Annotated in this window: 14 protein-coding genes; 6 read left to right on the top strand and 8 right to left on the bottom strand. The window is 55.5% G+C overall.

The features are described 5' to 3' along the window. Positions 1 to 3 precede the first annotated feature (3 nt). The 5 genes from ACPLPM_RS15330 to ACPLPM_RS15350 all read right to left on the bottom strand — a co-directional run bounded on the left by ACPLPM_RS15330 (position 4) and on the right by ACPLPM_RS15350 (position 3,442). A complete protein-coding gene (locus ACPLPM_RS15330) occupies positions 4 to 852 on the bottom strand; it encodes a bile acid:sodium symporter family protein (RefSeq protein WP_424357642.1) in 849 nt (282 codons plus the stop codon). Between the two features lie 311 nt (positions 853 to 1,163). After that, positions 1,164 to 1,550, bottom strand: coding sequence for a hypothetical protein (locus ACPLPM_RS15335; protein ID WP_424357643.1), 387 nt, complete (start codon positions 1,548 to 1,550; stop codon positions 1,164 to 1,166). A 204-nt stretch (positions 1,551 to 1,754) separates the two neighbouring features. Then, positions 1,755 to 2,063 carry a hypothetical protein gene (locus ACPLPM_RS15340; protein ID WP_424357644.1) on the bottom strand — a complete coding sequence of 103 codons (309 nt, stop codon included), beginning with the start codon at positions 2,061 to 2,063 and terminating at the stop codon, positions 1,755 to 1,757. Positions 2,064 to 2,213: 150 nt separating this feature from the next. Next, positions 2,214 to 3,002: a DUF362 domain-containing protein gene (locus ACPLPM_RS15345; RefSeq protein WP_424357645.1), complete on the bottom strand. Its 789-nt coding sequence runs from the start codon at positions 3,000 to 3,002 to the stop codon at positions 2,214 to 2,216. A 170-nt stretch (positions 3,003 to 3,172) separates the two neighbouring features. Continuing rightward, complete coding sequence (locus ACPLPM_RS15350) at positions 3,173 to 3,442, bottom strand: hypothetical protein (RefSeq protein ID WP_424357646.1); 270 nt, start codon at positions 3,440 to 3,442, stop codon at positions 3,173 to 3,175. 495 nt (positions 3,443 to 3,937) lie between these two features. Here ACPLPM_RS15350 and ACPLPM_RS15355 point away from each other — a divergent pair, with 495 nt between their 5' ends. Then, on the top strand, positions 3,938 to 4,594 hold the full coding sequence (locus tag ACPLPM_RS15355; RefSeq protein WP_424357647.1) for a tetratricopeptide repeat protein: 657 nt from the start codon (positions 3,938 to 3,940) through the stop codon (positions 4,592 to 4,594). 224 nt (positions 4,595 to 4,818) lie between these two features. Beyond that, positions 4,819 to 5,298 carry a hypothetical protein gene (locus tag ACPLPM_RS15360; protein WP_424357648.1) on the top strand — a complete coding sequence of 160 codons (480 nt, stop codon included), beginning with the start codon at positions 4,819 to 4,821 and terminating at the stop codon, positions 5,296 to 5,298. Between the two features lie 84 nt (positions 5,299 to 5,382). Here ACPLPM_RS15360 and ACPLPM_RS15365 read toward each other — a convergent pair whose 3' ends face one another. Continuing rightward, positions 5,383 to 6,948, bottom strand: coding sequence for an FAD-dependent oxidoreductase (locus ACPLPM_RS15365; protein ID WP_424357649.1), 1,566 nt, complete (start codon positions 6,946 to 6,948; stop codon positions 5,383 to 5,385). A gap of 263 nt (positions 6,949 to 7,211) precedes the next feature. Here ACPLPM_RS15365 and ACPLPM_RS15370 point away from each other — a divergent pair, with 263 nt between their 5' ends. Then, positions 7,212 to 7,919, top strand: a complete 708-nt coding sequence (locus ACPLPM_RS15370) for a hypothetical protein (RefSeq protein ID WP_424357650.1) — start codon at positions 7,212 to 7,214, stop codon at positions 7,917 to 7,919. A 10-nt stretch (positions 7,920 to 7,929) separates the two neighbouring features. On the opposite strand, the gene ACPLPM_RS15375 is transcribed toward ACPLPM_RS15370, so the two are convergent. Beyond that, positions 7,930 to 9,300, bottom strand: coding sequence for a dihydrolipoyl dehydrogenase (locus tag ACPLPM_RS15375; protein ID WP_424357651.1), 1,371 nt, complete (start codon positions 9,298 to 9,300; stop codon positions 7,930 to 7,932). 187 nt (positions 9,301 to 9,487) lie between these two features. Here ACPLPM_RS15375 and ACPLPM_RS15380 point away from each other — a divergent pair, with 187 nt between their 5' ends. Both ACPLPM_RS15380 and ACPLPM_RS15385 read left to right on the top strand, forming a co-directional pair. Beyond that, complete coding sequence (locus tag ACPLPM_RS15380; protein WP_424357652.1) at positions 9,488 to 10,672, top strand: hypothetical protein; 1,185 nt, start codon at positions 9,488 to 9,490, stop codon at positions 10,670 to 10,672. Between the two features lie 104 nt (positions 10,673 to 10,776). Beyond that, positions 10,777 to 11,490, top strand: coding sequence for a 4Fe-4S double cluster binding domain-containing protein (locus ACPLPM_RS15385; RefSeq protein WP_424357653.1), 714 nt, complete (start codon positions 10,777 to 10,779; stop codon positions 11,488 to 11,490). Between the two features lie 35 nt (positions 11,491 to 11,525). On the opposite strand, the gene ACPLPM_RS15390 is transcribed toward ACPLPM_RS15385, so the two are convergent. Then, positions 11,526 to 11,984, bottom strand: coding sequence for a flavodoxin domain-containing protein (locus ACPLPM_RS15390; RefSeq protein WP_424357654.1), 459 nt, complete (start codon positions 11,982 to 11,984; stop codon positions 11,526 to 11,528). Between the two features lie 232 nt (positions 11,985 to 12,216). Here ACPLPM_RS15390 and ACPLPM_RS15395 point away from each other — a divergent pair, with 232 nt between their 5' ends. Then, positions 12,217 to 12,642, top strand: coding sequence for a hypothetical protein (locus ACPLPM_RS15395; protein ID WP_424357655.1), 426 nt, complete (start codon positions 12,217 to 12,219; stop codon positions 12,640 to 12,642). The last annotated feature ends 813 nt before the right edge of the window (positions 12,643 to 13,455 follow it).

Genomic DNA, 13,455 nt, shown 5'->3' on the forward strand with positions numbered 1-13,455 from the left:
CTGTTATACCATGCGTCTTTTTTGATACCTGATATAGATCAAGCCTAAGAAAGTAGAGATGACCAGATAAGGTACCAGGATAGGCAAGGCGTTCTCAAGAGGAGCATATGTAGAGGCTATCACCAAAGCGAGCCCCACGTTCCGGGAGGAGCTTTCCAGGGCCAGGGTCGTCTGCTCTTCGGGACTCCCGGCGGCCATCAAGTGTCCTGCCAGGACTGCTCCGGAGATCATCAAAGTAATGGCGAGATATGACCGGATATCCAGCGCTAACAGCAGGGGATACATTGACAGCAGGACGATTAAGATCACCAGGGCCAGGACAACGTTTGACAGGGCTTCCAGTGGCCCGCTTATACGCTGAGCCAGAGCCGGGAACAGCCACCTGAGGGTCATGCCGGCCATGATCGGGACAAGGATGGAGAGGCCCAACTGTTCTGCCACTGCCAGCGAGCTGATTCCCAGCCGGAGGCTTGCAGCTTCTGATAAAAGGGCTAACGTAGCAGGTGTCGTTACAATTGCGAGCGCTGCCAGCAAGATGTGAAGGCTCACCGCATACTCCTTGCTGCCCCCTGCCTTCGCTATTTTTCTCAGTACGAGGGGAGCGGCCGGCGACGATGCCAGAATCAACAGCCCGATTGCAGTGGCCCTGGCCGGCACCATGAGGACGATTACCATCATCGCTATCAGCGGTACGAAGACGTCGATCGATAGTAGAGACCTGAGCAGCAGTCCCGGCCGCTTCTCCAGATACCTCAGATCACCCGGGCGCACACTCAATCCTCTGGAAAACATGTAGGTGAAGATGCTGGCTACTGCACTGGCCTGTAGGATTATCAGAATTGTGTCTGCCATGATTACCAGTACCTGCGCTGATCACGTGACAACGGCTCCCCAGATCGACGCATTCAGGCTCCGTACCGGGGTCATCGTAACATTAAATCGTATTATTTATATAATTTATAACATATTTATCGCTTGCCCCGACTTCGCCGGAGTGACCGTCGGAGGCTCTCCGAAAGGGGCGTCACGTTGAGGCTGGCCAGCTTAACAGGCAGGGTGAGAAGAGTCCTGGCAAAGACCGGCTTTGAGGGGCAGACCGTCGCTGAGTTCATCCTGTAGTGGCAATCCGAAAAGTAAGTGTCCGGCCTTAGTGCGCCGAACGACTAATTTTCAGGCTGGTAGTCGCCCTTTCGGGCGAAGCTCAGGACGATAAATACTAAGGCAAGAACGAAAAAAACGGCAAACATCCCTGTCATGACCACCTCTCCCCGCTGGATATAGTACCCCGGGCTCACTATGAGTGTGTACAGCAGCATGCCCATCGAGAACATGTAGGCCTGGAAGCCCCACTTTTTGGCTGTAAGCAACCCGTAGCCCCCTACGATCAGGGCGAGGGCAGTGGCGACTTCACCTGCGATATGCAGAGCGATCTCGTAGAATTTGATCTGTATTTCGGGCACCTGGCCGGTCGCCAGGAATACCGTCCACATGCCGAGCATGGCGATGCCGAGGAGAATAGAGTAAATAGCAGCGATCTTACCGATTTTCATGGTAGTCTCCACAGGGTTATCCATAATGCGCTAAATAAGTATTCACTTGCGCATATACTTCAGAGCATATGAAGTAGTAGCAAGTATTGCCTTAAAAGCAGATGGGTGCACTGGTCATTGGCGCTGGGGGGCAAAGCCCCTCAACGCTTCCTTTGTTATAATACGCACTGGGTACCTTAGGCGTACTAAGGACTGAAAATCTTTTTAACCAAAGATGGCGCCCATGCCTTCGGCGGCCTCGTCCTCTTCGCGGCGAATGGCGTCGAAGACCATCTGTTCCTCTTCACCGGTGAGCTTCACCAGCTCGATCCCGGACTCGGCGATCTTCTTAACGGCCTCTTCGAACTTGTCTGCGGATGCCGCCTTGACGTATAGATAGAAACCGCTTTCCCTCTTGTTGCCCAGCAGCTTTGCTTCCCGGTCGGTGGGGCCGAGCCTCTTGAAGAACTCGTCCTCGAGGAGCTTTTCAACTTCTGGCTTGCTCTTGCTCTCGTAATAGTATGCTGCTTCCATTCTTACACCTTAAACTCTTGATGTCTTATGCCTACTGTAACTGGCGGTTAATAAAACTATGCCACGGCATAGTATGGGTTCTTCGGTTAGGCCTGACTACCTGCCGATCTTCCTGCGACCTTTTTAAGCCAGAGCCGAAGGCTCTGATCATCACATCTTATAATGTTTCCGTAGCAGACTGATCGTCTCTCCGAGATAGTCTATCTTATCCATGTCATTCTCACCCAGGCCTGCCTTTTTCGCGAGCGCTAGGTAGGGCACGTCGTCCGGGCAGAGGCCCATGAGGAAAGAACCGACGGCATCTGTTGCCACGTAATCCTCCCCGGCGATGATGACGTTAGAAGCGATCGGATCGCAGGCGAGCTCGTGCCGCTGGCAGCCGAGGATGCCGTCGATGACCGTGAGCTCGGGCCCGAAAGCCCGGTTGAGGTCCACGATCTTCTGGGCGAGGTCGTCGTGCATGATGCCTTTCGGGAGGATGCCGCCCATCATGTTTTTCATGGACAGCGTCGAGAGCGACCAGCAGTGCACCTTGAGCTTGGGTACTGACAGGATGCAGTCATATTCTGTGAAGGATCGGGCGACCTTGATGGATTTTAGCGATCGGCCTCCCTCTATCTTCACCTCGACGTGGGGCTCTGAGTTCAGGTCGATCAACTTCACTCCATAGCCTTTCAGCTCGTCTGCGAGCCCGACTTTGCGGAACGTCTCCATGGTGTCGAAGCTGGCCATCCCGCCTTCACCGACTGCGAATTCCGAGCTGGTCCACCCGTGCTCCAGCAGGTACTCCACGATGCCCCGGACGACCCTGGGATCGGTGGTCACCCCCGTGGAGGGGTCGCTGTTGTTGACATAGTTAGGCTTGATTAGTATGCGCTGGTACCGGTCCAGGATGTCGCCGGCGTTGATCATCTCCAGCGCCTTTTTCGGCCCGTTCACCGGATCGGTGGTACTTATGACAGATACAGGTTTACTCGTCAAGCGGCTCACTACCGTGTTCCATGAATGGTACGATCAGTATAATTAAAAATATTATCGAAGTGATCGTCAGAATAGCTAGCAGGATTGCCGATAAAGCGGGGACAGAAAGGATAAAAAACAATAGTGCCTTACTTCGGCAGCTTCGGCAGGTCCTTGCAGGCTTCAGCAATCTTGCGGCTGAGCTCCCGGTCGAAGACGAGCTCGACAGAGATGTCCCGCTTCTTGCCGTTGCCGTCGCTGACCTCGTTCAGGGCGCAGATCACGAGCCCGCCGTTGTCCACGTACATCTCGAAGTCGGAGGAGTTCGGGATCTCCAGCTTGCTGCTGTAGTCGTCGTATGTCTCACCGTCAATGGAAGTCTTGGTCTTCACCTGTATCTTCACAAGTTCACCCAGCATAGAAATGCATAAGGGGCATATATAACTTAGTCTACCCTTTGAGGGAGAGAGGCTTGCGATACACCTGAATGAAAAATGGTAGGTCAGGGAGGTACTGGGAGGCAGGGAGGATTTTCAAGCTGGGAGGTTAGAGAGGGTCAGAGGTCAGAGAGGAGGATAGAGAGAATGGAAAGGTCAGAGAGGATAACTAACTTATAGGAGAATCCTCCCCTGCGTCCGGGTACTCTACCATCTACTCTCAGACCTCCCTACCTCCCCGACCTCCCAGCTTGAAAGTCCTCCCATACTCCCGGGAACTCCCTGACCTCCTCTCCGACCTCTCGGCACCTCACCGACCCACAGAGGTATTTATATCCAGAATTACAATGATAGTCCTTTGTGAAACATTTTTTACGGTCCGGCAGGCCTCGTCCCCGGCTATGCCGGGGCCTGCCGGACCGTACAATATGTTTCAAGAATGACTATACACGCGATAGTACTCCCCGGGAATAGAGCATGCAGGAAAGCGCGGAAACAGAAGTTAGTCGCCTGTACGACAGAGGCCTGGAACTTGCCGGCGACGGCCATATCGAAGAAGCCATTAGCTGTTTTGATCAGATCCTGGAAATCGACCCGGACCATGTTTACAGCTGGTACGGCCGCGGCCTTGCGATGAAAAGGAGAGGCGACCTGAATGCGGCCGTGGAGTGTTTCGATCAGGCGCTGACCATCGATCCGGAGCACAAGGAGTTGTGGGAGGAAAAAGGTGTGATCCACCGGGAAGCGGGCGACCTGGATGGAGCTATCCTGTGTTTTACTTACGCGGTCAGTATCGACCCGCTTTATGCAGACGGCTGGTTCTCTAAGGGCCTGGCGCTGCAGGAAAAGGCCAGGGAGACCGAAGACCCGGAGCTGTTCAAGGAGTCTGCAGAGTGCTTTGACTGCGCTCTGAAGATGGACCATGCGATGACGGAAGCCTGGTATAACAAAGGAGTGTCGCTGCTGCTGGCGGGGCAGGCCCGGGAAGCCGTCCGCAGCTTTGACCATGTGATCGAGCACGATCCGGTCCACGCTCAGGCCTGGTATAACAAAGGCCTCGCGCTGGAAGATATTGGGGACACGTCCGCGGCGGAAGCGTGTTATAACCTGGCCCGCAAGCTTGTGGAGCCGTAGTACGTTATTCCCCGACGACTGAGTAAAGCAATGGGACTAGTTAGTATTCTCAGGCGATAGCCCGGCCTGCGGACGGGATTACAGTCCTTTGTGAAACTTTTTATACGGCCCGGCAGGTCCAGTTCCCTGCCGGGCCGTATAATATGTTTCAAGAATGACTATATTCTCCGGAGCCGTTTTTACGTGCGGTGAACTTCATCAAATTAATGGCGAATCAGGCAAGTATGAAGCCGAGAATTCCCGCGAGCGTGAGCGAAGAGTACGAAAGCCTGTACCAGAGTTTGAAGGATGCCATGAACGTGCCCGGCAACGTCGGCCTGGCGGCGAAAGATGCCTTTCACCTTTTACAACACCATTACGACAAAGACAACGCTTATGCTCTGCCTCCGCTCAAGTACCTGGCGAGCATCGCAGACGAGAAGCTTACCGCAGAGGTCGAGAAGATCAACAATATGACCGCCCGTCTTAAAAGAGAGCTTCCGCATATGAGGCGGGAAACGGAAAACATTACCAGGGCCCTCGAGAAGCTGGCAGACGTCGCCCTGAGGGAAGATAAGAGGGAATATCACGGGCTGGCCCGCGGCTTTATCAGGTTTTTACAGATGGAAGACCAGATACTTTATCCCGCCGCGATATTGATCGGGGACCTCATCGAGGCAAAGGCGGAGCTGGAAGGGCGGAAGCTGGCTCAGCTACACCCTTGACTTCTAAGTAAAAAAGGCAAGCCTGGCCTGATCTGTGGTCCTGATCACGGCGCCAACCTGCCCGCATGCAGTACTTAAGCCTTTTTAGTGTTTAGTCTCCAGGGTCTGGCCGCCCTTCTGTTCCTTCTCGTCCAGCCGCTTCAGGGGCTTGACTGTCGGGCCGTGGAGGACGCTGCCGTCGTAGCCGAACCAGGAGCCATGGCAGGGGCATTCCCAGGTTCTCTCCCCGTTGTTCCACTCGGTGTAGCAGCCCATGTGGGTGCACTGGGGGGTTACGGCATGTACATCGCCTGAGGCTTCTTTGTAGACGTTGGCTTTATGCCCCTTGTACTCGGAGAAACCTGCCCCTCCGGCAGGGATTTTGGCCAGCGGTTCGGGGCCTTTCAGGCGTTCTCCGACAAAGTGCTTCATGATGAAGCCCTGAGCGGCGAGCATCTCGCCAGCTTCCTTCGTGAGCTTGACCCGGTGGGGATTGTAGGCTTCTTCCCAGGGGCTGGAGCCATTCAGGATCAGGTCAGCATTGATCATCGCGGCAACCGTGCCATAAGTCATGCCAGTGCCTTTGTATCCGGTGCCGATGTAGCAGTGCTTCATGTTGGGCATCCTGCCGATGAAAGGCACCCCGTCGAAGGTGTAATAGTCCTCGGTCGACCAGCTGTAGTCTATTGATGTGATCCTGTACCGTTCCCGGGCGTACTGCTCCAGCGTGCGATATTTCTGGATCGTATCAGTCACTTTGCCGGTCTGGTGGTCCTCGCCTCCGATGATGACCAGATTGCCGCCGTCCGCAGGAGTGGTCCTGATGTAGTGGCACGGTTCCTCAGTGCTGTAAAACATGTCCGGGGATACGTCGCCCTCGACCCGGACGCCTAGCACGTAGGAGCGATAGGCTTTCATCCGGGTGACCAGCAGGTCCTTCATGGTGAAAGGGACCTGGGTGGCGACTATGACGTGGTTTGCAGTGATAGTGCCCTGGTAGGTTTTGACCTTGCAGGTCTCGCCGTCGTCGATGTCCGTAGCCATAGTGTTCTCGAATACGTAGCTCCCGTCGCCGTTGATTGCCTGCGCCAGCGGCAGCAGGTACTTTCGCGGGTGGAATCTCAGCTGGTTATCATATCTGATCGCCCCGTAGTTTTCGAAAGGCAGAGGGGCCTTATCTACGTATGAGACAGGTAAGCCGAGGCGCTTGTTCGCTTCGAACTCAGCGTTCAGGTCCTTGAGGTCTCCTTCGTCCGCCGCGTATACGTACTCAGCGGGACGGGCCAGGTCGCAGTCGATCCCGTACTCCCTGGCTGTCCGGGCGATCTCTTCCACTGATGCCTGCTGCGAGTCGGCAATCATGCGAGCCTTCTGCTCTCCGAACAAACCGATCAGCTCGCCGAATTGCAGAGCCTGGGCGGACGAGACGTGAGCAGTGGTATAGCCTGTGGCGCCGTGCAAGATCCTCCTCCCCTCCACCAGAGCCACCTTGAGGCCGGCTTTCTTCAGCTTCAGCGCGCTGGTAATGCCGGTGATGCCTCCGCCGAGTACGGCGACGTCTACTTTTAGATCGCCCGATAAAGCAGGATAGCCTGGGTCAGGCGTGCTCGCTGTCCAGAACGATTCAGATTTACCCTGCACCCCATGTTTGCCTTCTGATTCTGTAGCCATAACATAACCTCAATTGATGTCTGCCGATCGGCCAGCAGTAAATACGTGAGATCAGGTCAGTCGTAGTCCTGATAGGCTTTATCGAAATATTATCCACGTAATAGGGTCTAATCCCTACTTTTCCGCCGGCACGCCGGCGACAGGAGCACAGGATTTCCGAATCAGCCCGAAAGGCCGCCGAGAGGTTTATAGCAAAGCAATGGCTAATACCATCTATTTGATACTTTTACCGGGTGTCAAAGGTTCACAAGGGGGAGTAAGTAATGCAGAAATCGGAAATGTTAAAGGCAATAATCTCGCTGGCCTGCCTGACGCTGGCTTTCGCGCTCACCGCGATGGTCTTCGAGATGGTTGTGCCGGATGCCGCAGGGCTGCCGAAAGCTTCGATAGTCTCGACGATTGGCACAGTGGTCGGTGCCATGATACTGGCCATAGTAGTCATATCGCTGATTCTGGCTATCATATACATCGTCGATTCCAGGGCTAAGAAGTCTGAGGACGACCGCCTGCAAAGGATAAAGCGCTCCATCAAAGAATCGACTTCGGTCTGGCGGATAGCGATATTTGCGATCGTGACTCTCGCCTGGATGGCAGTGCTCTACTTGTTCTGGAGAGACATACCCATCATGCTTGAGGTGAATGCCGGAACCTGGCGGCCGCTGTTCACGGAGAAGTTCGCCGTTTTCGTGCCCTTCTTCCTGGCTTTGGGAGCTGGCATGATTATTGCTAACCTGCTGTATCTGCTGCCGGTAGGCAAGTGGGTGGCCTCGCTGTGCGAAACGGCGGTGAGCATGGTGAGCCTGGTCCTGTTCTACTGGATCCTCCAGGTGTTCCCGTTCAACCCCGACCTGCCCGAGCTGGGAAAAACTGGCCTGTATATTCTGCTCGTCCTGGCGATCGTGGGTATTCTGATCGACATCATCACCAAGGCCTGGAAGACGCTGAAGTTCATCGTCTACGAGAAGAAATAAGCACTCGCTGTCAGGCGGGCTCGAGGTTCCCGAAAGCCCGCATGACGACCTCACTAATGGCAGGATGGATGACCTGGGTGGTGTACAGCGGGCCCAGGTCCTGGTTCCCGCAGTTCATCATGTAGGCTACCTGCTGCACCAGTACGGCTGCGTCCGGGCCGACGACCGAGCAGCCCAGAATTTTTTTAGTGTCCGATGCGACCACCAGCTTGACAAAGCCGTCGTGGTTGTGCATCGCTATGCCTTTGGCCGTCTGGTAGTACTTCGCCCGGCCGACCAGGACTTTGATACCTGCCGCTTTTGCATCCGCCTCAGTCATCCCGACGTGGCCTACCTGCGGGTGGGTGAAGACCGCGTGAGGTACCGCATGCTCGTCCACCTCGACCTTATCGTCTTTAAACAGGTTGTTGTATACGACCTCGGCGTGATAGTTGGCAGTGTGCCTGAACATGTACTTGCCGAGCACGTCTCCTATGGCCCAGACGCCGGGGACGTTAGTCTCCAGGTACTGGTTTACTTTGATCCAGCCCTTGCGATCGACCTCTATACCGGCTTTCTCGGGCTTCAGGAGATCGGCGTTCGACCGCCGGCCCAGAGCGACCAGAAGCTCATCAGCAGAGAAAGAAGTAGTGGTACCATCTTTCTTGCTTTTTGCATGGACAACCTTCTTTCCGCCCTCTTTCGAGACCATCTCAGCCTCGTAGCCGGCCTGAACCTGCACATATTTTGAGAGGACTCTGGTAACAGTCTCGCTCACTTCAGGGTCTTCATCGTTTAAGAGCACCGGAGGACGATTGATTATGGTCACCTCGGTGCCCATGGCAGAGAAGAAGTGGCCGAACTCGCAGCCTATGTAGCCTCCCCCTATGATGATGAGGCTTTTTGGCAGTTCCCTCAGCTGCAGGAGCGAGACGTTATCGAGGTAGCCGGCTTCTTTCAAGCCGGGTATGGGCGGTATCAGAGCCCGGGCCCCGGTAGCTATCACGATCTTCGGAGCGGTCAGCTCGCGGTTTCCCGCCCGGAGAGTGCCGGGACCGGTGAACTCTGCGACTTCCTGGATAAAGGTCAGGTTTTTGGTCCGGCGAAGGCCCTCTTCCATCCCCCGGCGCTCCCGGTCCACGAAGGTCCGCATGCGCTCCATAATGTGGGCAAAGTCCGGCTTTATCGTCGCCGTGAGGCCGATACTGCCTGCCTCCTGAGTCGCCCGGATGACATCGGCCGGATAGATCAGCATCTTGGAGGGGATGCAGCCCGTGTTCAGGCAGGTGCCCCCAGTCGGTCCCTGGTCTGCCAGCGCCACTTTATAGCCGTCATCTATCGCGTAGTTGACGACCAGATCACCTGCGCCTGAGCCTATGACAATCAGATCGAAGGTCTCCATGAACAGCCTTCCGCTAATACTGTACGCTCGACGGGACTACATATCTTATGCCGCACAAACGCGGACAGCCGAATCACGGCTGTCAAAGAAACTCTCCGGCAAAACCACTGATCTTCATTTTACCTGACAGCATCGATGAATGATACGTGTAGCAGCCGGAGCGGCTACACGCTTGTGGAGGACTATCATGGTAAAATTCAAACCTCTGGATATGAAAGGCACGCCGATCGACGACCAGTTCATGAGCTGGAACGAGATGATCCAGGAACCCTACGATAAGGAAACCGCAGATGCCTATACCAAGACTCGCGTTATCCTGATGAACGGCATCGAAAACAATTCAGTGATCTCGTCCCATGCAATGGCTCGCCTGATCAGGGATGATGAAGTTAAGAAGCAGATGGCCATCATCAGACGGGCTGACTCCCAGCACCAGGAGACCATCAACTGGCTGAACCCCGCGAACGCGTCTGTCCTCGAGACAACGGTCAGCTATGAGCAGGTAGCTGTCGACCTCACCTCTAACCTGGCCAAGAACGAGCCTGATCCGTACTTTAAGCAGGTACTGGACTTCGCGCTGCTGGAGGACTTCGACCACCTCTACCGGTACAGCAACATGATGACGCTGCTGGAGGGCAAGGACCCCACGATGATCACCCAGAACAAGACCGAGATAAAGCCTGGCAGGCCCACAGTCGTCGAACACCGGCATCCCGTCGACGAGATGCGAAAGCACTTTGACAAAGATACTGCCAGCCTCAAATCGAAGATGAACCAGGCTACCATCGTCTCCGCAGAGCAGCAGACCATGCTGTTCTACAGGTCTCACGGTTACATGTACGGCGACGACCTGGCGAGAAAGCTGTACGCCGAGATCGCCGAGATCGAGGAGCAGCACGTTTCCCAGTACGAGCTGGTAGGCGATCCGGACGTGACGTTCCTGGAGAAGCTGACTTTACTGCAACTCAACGAGGCGTACAATTACTACTCTTGCGCCCAGACAGAGACTGATTCGCGCATTAAGAAGATCTGGGAGCGCTTCTGCGCAGACGAGATCACCCACTTCAACATGTGTGCGCAGCTGCTGGAAAAGGTCGAAGGCAGAGACGTTATGGACGTGCTCAAGCAGGACTCGATAGACTCGCTGATCGTCTTCGAGCCCAACAAGGACTACGTGAACAACATTCTGGAGACGCAGGTGAACCTCCAGCCCTACAACATGGAGTTCATGGACGCTAACAAGCTGCCGGGAGGCTGGCTGTCGTACGCGTACAGGGATAAGGTCAACGCAGGAGGCGTTCCTTCCGAGGATGTGATCGCGCGGGCGCAGAGCACGCTGGCAGCCCCGGGAGGAGCGACAACTGGCCAGTAGCCGCAGAGGAGATGACCTCTACCCGGGCGCAGGTTTCATCTGCCAGCCATGACCGCGGCCCTGCCCATGAAAATATTCATTGTATTATAGAGCTACTGTGATCTATGCAGTCAGTAGCTCTCGAAGATCAGATCAGGCAGATTGTCCGGCAGGAAGGCGTAGACTTCTTTGGGGTAGCAGACCTGGCCCTGGCCAGAGCTGAGATCACAAGGCAGGGCAGGCCCATGATAGCAGGGTACCCCCGGGCCGTTTCTCTGGGCATCAGGCTGTTCGACGAGATAGTGGACCAGCTGCCCGACAGGGATAACAGGGCAGTGGTCGTCAGCTACCGGACTCACTGCTACGACGTCATCAACGACCGGCTCAACCAGGTGGCATCGAAGCTCGCCGGAGAGTTACAGCGCGCCGGATACCGGGCATATCCAGTACCCGCATCGGCGAGAGCGGATGACGAGCGGATCTGCGCCGTCTTTTCCCACAAGCTGGCCGCCCATCTCGCAGGCCTGGGGTGGATAGGCAAGAGCTGTTTACTGGTGACACCTGAAGCCGGCCCGAGAGCGCGCTTTGTCACCGTGCTGACGGATGCCCCGCTGCAAACTGGAGAGCCGCTGGAAGTGCAGTGCGGGGACTGTACAGAATGCGTCGATGCGTGCCCGATCCAGGCCTTCACTGGCAGGAATTTCAGGGAGGACGAGCCACGGGAAGCCCGATACGATGCCCGGAAGTGCGAGGCATACTTCAAAGCCATGGAAGCTGAGGGCAAGCCGGCAGTCTGCGGCATGTGCCTGTATGCCTGTCCGCACGGGGGAAAGCCCTGACGGACAGCGCCCGCACGGGCAAAAGTGACTATTGGTCAGGCATTGACGTCGACAGTTCGCCTGATGTGCTTGAGCATCGCAGCGACGTCTCTGCCCAGTAGTTTACACCCGTCGAGCTCGTTCTCCGAGGGCTGGTACTTCACCCGGATCACCGGATCCAGTACTTTGAAACCCAGCGCCCGCAACTTTTCCGCCACAATCACAGGGCCCTGGCCGCTCCAGCCGTAGGACCCGAACACGACTGCGATTTTGCCATTACAGTCCCTATTGCAGAGGCTGTCGATCAGGTGGGTGACAGGCTTGGCCGGGTGATAGTTAAAGGTAGGAACGCCGAAGCCGATGGCGTCCGCGGCCATAATGTCCCCGGGCTTCACGTCGAAGGCGTCCATGAGCTGTGCGTCGACATGCAGCGACTGGGCCCCCTCCATGATTGCCTCAGCCAGTGCTCTGGTATTGCCCGTCGTACTGTGGCATACAATGAGGAACCGCGCCATGTTGGGAAATCTGACTGTAAAAGTAAATAGGTATCTGAACGTGAAGCCATCGTAATTGCGGGAAACATACTGTGAAAATGGTTTCAGGAGGTGACGGCCCTCGCCCGGGCTGTCGCCTCTTGCCACTTATGCTCTTGCAATAGCATGCGATTCCAGCTTACTTTCGGCCCGCTTATACCATCAGGCTATTATATCTTGAGACTATCTGAGTCTCGCCAGCAGGAGAAAACGTATGGATCACATCGTATTTGTCACCAGGTCATCCGCAGAGCTGAAGGAACTACTCGCAGGGGAGCGCCGGGCGATCGTCAGAGGTTCGCTGGGCAAGAGAGCCCCCTACGGCAAAGTGAGCGCGGGCGACATGCTCTTTTTCGCCACCGGCAACGGCACCAACAGAGTTAAAGCCACCGCGATGGTCAGCGATGTCTACGACTCTCCGAAGCTGACCCCGGACGAAAGCGAGACCCTCATAGGAGGCCACAACGATAAACTACAGCTGACCGCAGACGAAAAAGCGAAGCTCTCGAAGAAAAAGTACCTCACCCTCATCGACATTGCCGACGTCAACCCCGTCGTGCCCTTCACCGTCTCCGCCTACGGCTCCGGCGAAGACGACGACTGGGAAATCCTGGACAACATCGACAGCGTCATCCAGTGAAAAGCGGGAAATGCCCGGCGTCAGGAAAACGGCGAACTACTGCTCCAAGAATTAATGGTCTAACTACAGCGGCACGGCTCTTAATCCTGACAAGAGTAGATTAAATCTTTGAACCACGGCGGCACGGCGACACCAAGACAGGGCGATCCACGACAAGCCAGTGGTAAATAAAACCACGGCGGCACGGCGACACCAAGACAGGGCGATCCACGACAAGCCAGTGGTAAATAAAACCACGGCGGCACGGCGACACCAAGACAGGGCGATCCACGACAAGCCAGTGGTAAATAAAACCACGGCGGCACGGCGACACCAAGACAGGGCGATCCACGACAAGCCAGTGGTAAATAAAACCACGGCGGCACGGCGACACAGAGACAGTGGTGAACCTGTATAAGTGAACTCTTTTTAGGTCCACGGCGACACAAAGACAGAGCATTAACCATAAGCTTACTATCTAATCGTTTCAGCCTGACTTTCGATCAATAGCCTGAAGGAAGGAAAACATATTTGTCCCCGTGCCGTCAGTCCGCCGTGTCGCCGTGGATCTAAAAAGAGGGTCTTGCTATTCCGTTAGAGGTTGTCTCTGTGTCGCCGTGCCGCCGTGGTTCAAATAACTACCCTGCCATCGTTTCTCGCATTGTCTCTGTGTCGCCGTGCCGCCGTGGTTAGAACATCTGCCCTCCAGTTGTCAGAATAAGGAGCTGTGCCGCCGTGGTTCAAATAACTACCCTGCCATCGTTTCTCGCATTGTCTCTGTGTCGCCGTGCCGCCGTGGTTAGAACATCTGCGCTCCAGTTGTCAGGATAAGGA

This window comes from Methanocella sp. MCL-LM (genome assembly GCF_049676595.1).
Taxonomy (GTDB): domain Archaea; phylum Halobacteriota; class Methanocellia; order Methanocellales; family Methanocellaceae; genus Methanocella_A.

Bases quoted from the DNA above. Each gene is read 5' to 3' on its own strand.
- ACPLPM_RS15330 (WP_424357642.1), bottom strand. From the start codon at position 852: ATGGCAGACACAATTCTGATAATCCTACAGGCCAGTGCAGTAGCCAGC.
- ACPLPM_RS15335 (WP_424357643.1), bottom strand. From the start codon at position 1,550: ATGAAAATCGGTAAGATCGCTGCTATTTACTCTATTCTCCTCGGCATC.
- ACPLPM_RS15340 (WP_424357644.1), bottom strand. From the start codon at position 2,063: ATGGAAGCAGCATACTATTACGAGAGCAAGAGCAAGCCAGAAGTTGAA.
- ACPLPM_RS15350 (WP_424357646.1), bottom strand. From the start codon at position 3,442: ATGCTGGGTGAACTTGTGAAGATACAGGTGAAGACCAAGACTTCCATT.
- ACPLPM_RS15355 (WP_424357647.1), top strand. From the start codon at position 3,938: ATGCAGGAAAGCGCGGAAACAGAAGTTAGTCGCCTGTACGACAGAGGC.
- ACPLPM_RS15360 (WP_424357648.1), top strand. From the start codon at position 4,819: ATGAAGCCGAGAATTCCCGCGAGCGTGAGCGAAGAGTACGAAAGCCTG.
- ACPLPM_RS15365 (WP_424357649.1), bottom strand. From the start codon at position 6,948: ATGGCTACAGAATCAGAAGGCAAACATGGGGTGCAGGGTAAATCTGAA.
- ACPLPM_RS15370 (WP_424357650.1), top strand. From the start codon at position 7,212: ATGCAGAAATCGGAAATGTTAAAGGCAATAATCTCGCTGGCCTGCCTG.
- ACPLPM_RS15375 (WP_424357651.1), bottom strand. From the start codon at position 9,300: ATGGAGACCTTCGATCTGATTGTCATAGGCTCAGGCGCAGGTGATCTG.
- ACPLPM_RS15380 (WP_424357652.1), top strand. From the start codon at position 9,488: ATGGTAAAATTCAAACCTCTGGATATGAAAGGCACGCCGATCGACGAC.
- ACPLPM_RS15385 (WP_424357653.1), top strand. From the start codon at position 10,777: ATGCAGTCAGTAGCTCTCGAAGATCAGATCAGGCAGATTGTCCGGCAG.
- ACPLPM_RS15390 (WP_424357654.1), bottom strand. From the start codon at position 11,984: ATGGCGCGGTTCCTCATTGTATGCCACAGTACGACGGGCAATACCAGA.
- ACPLPM_RS15395 (WP_424357655.1), top strand. From the start codon at position 12,217: ATGGATCACATCGTATTTGTCACCAGGTCATCCGCAGAGCTGAAGGAA.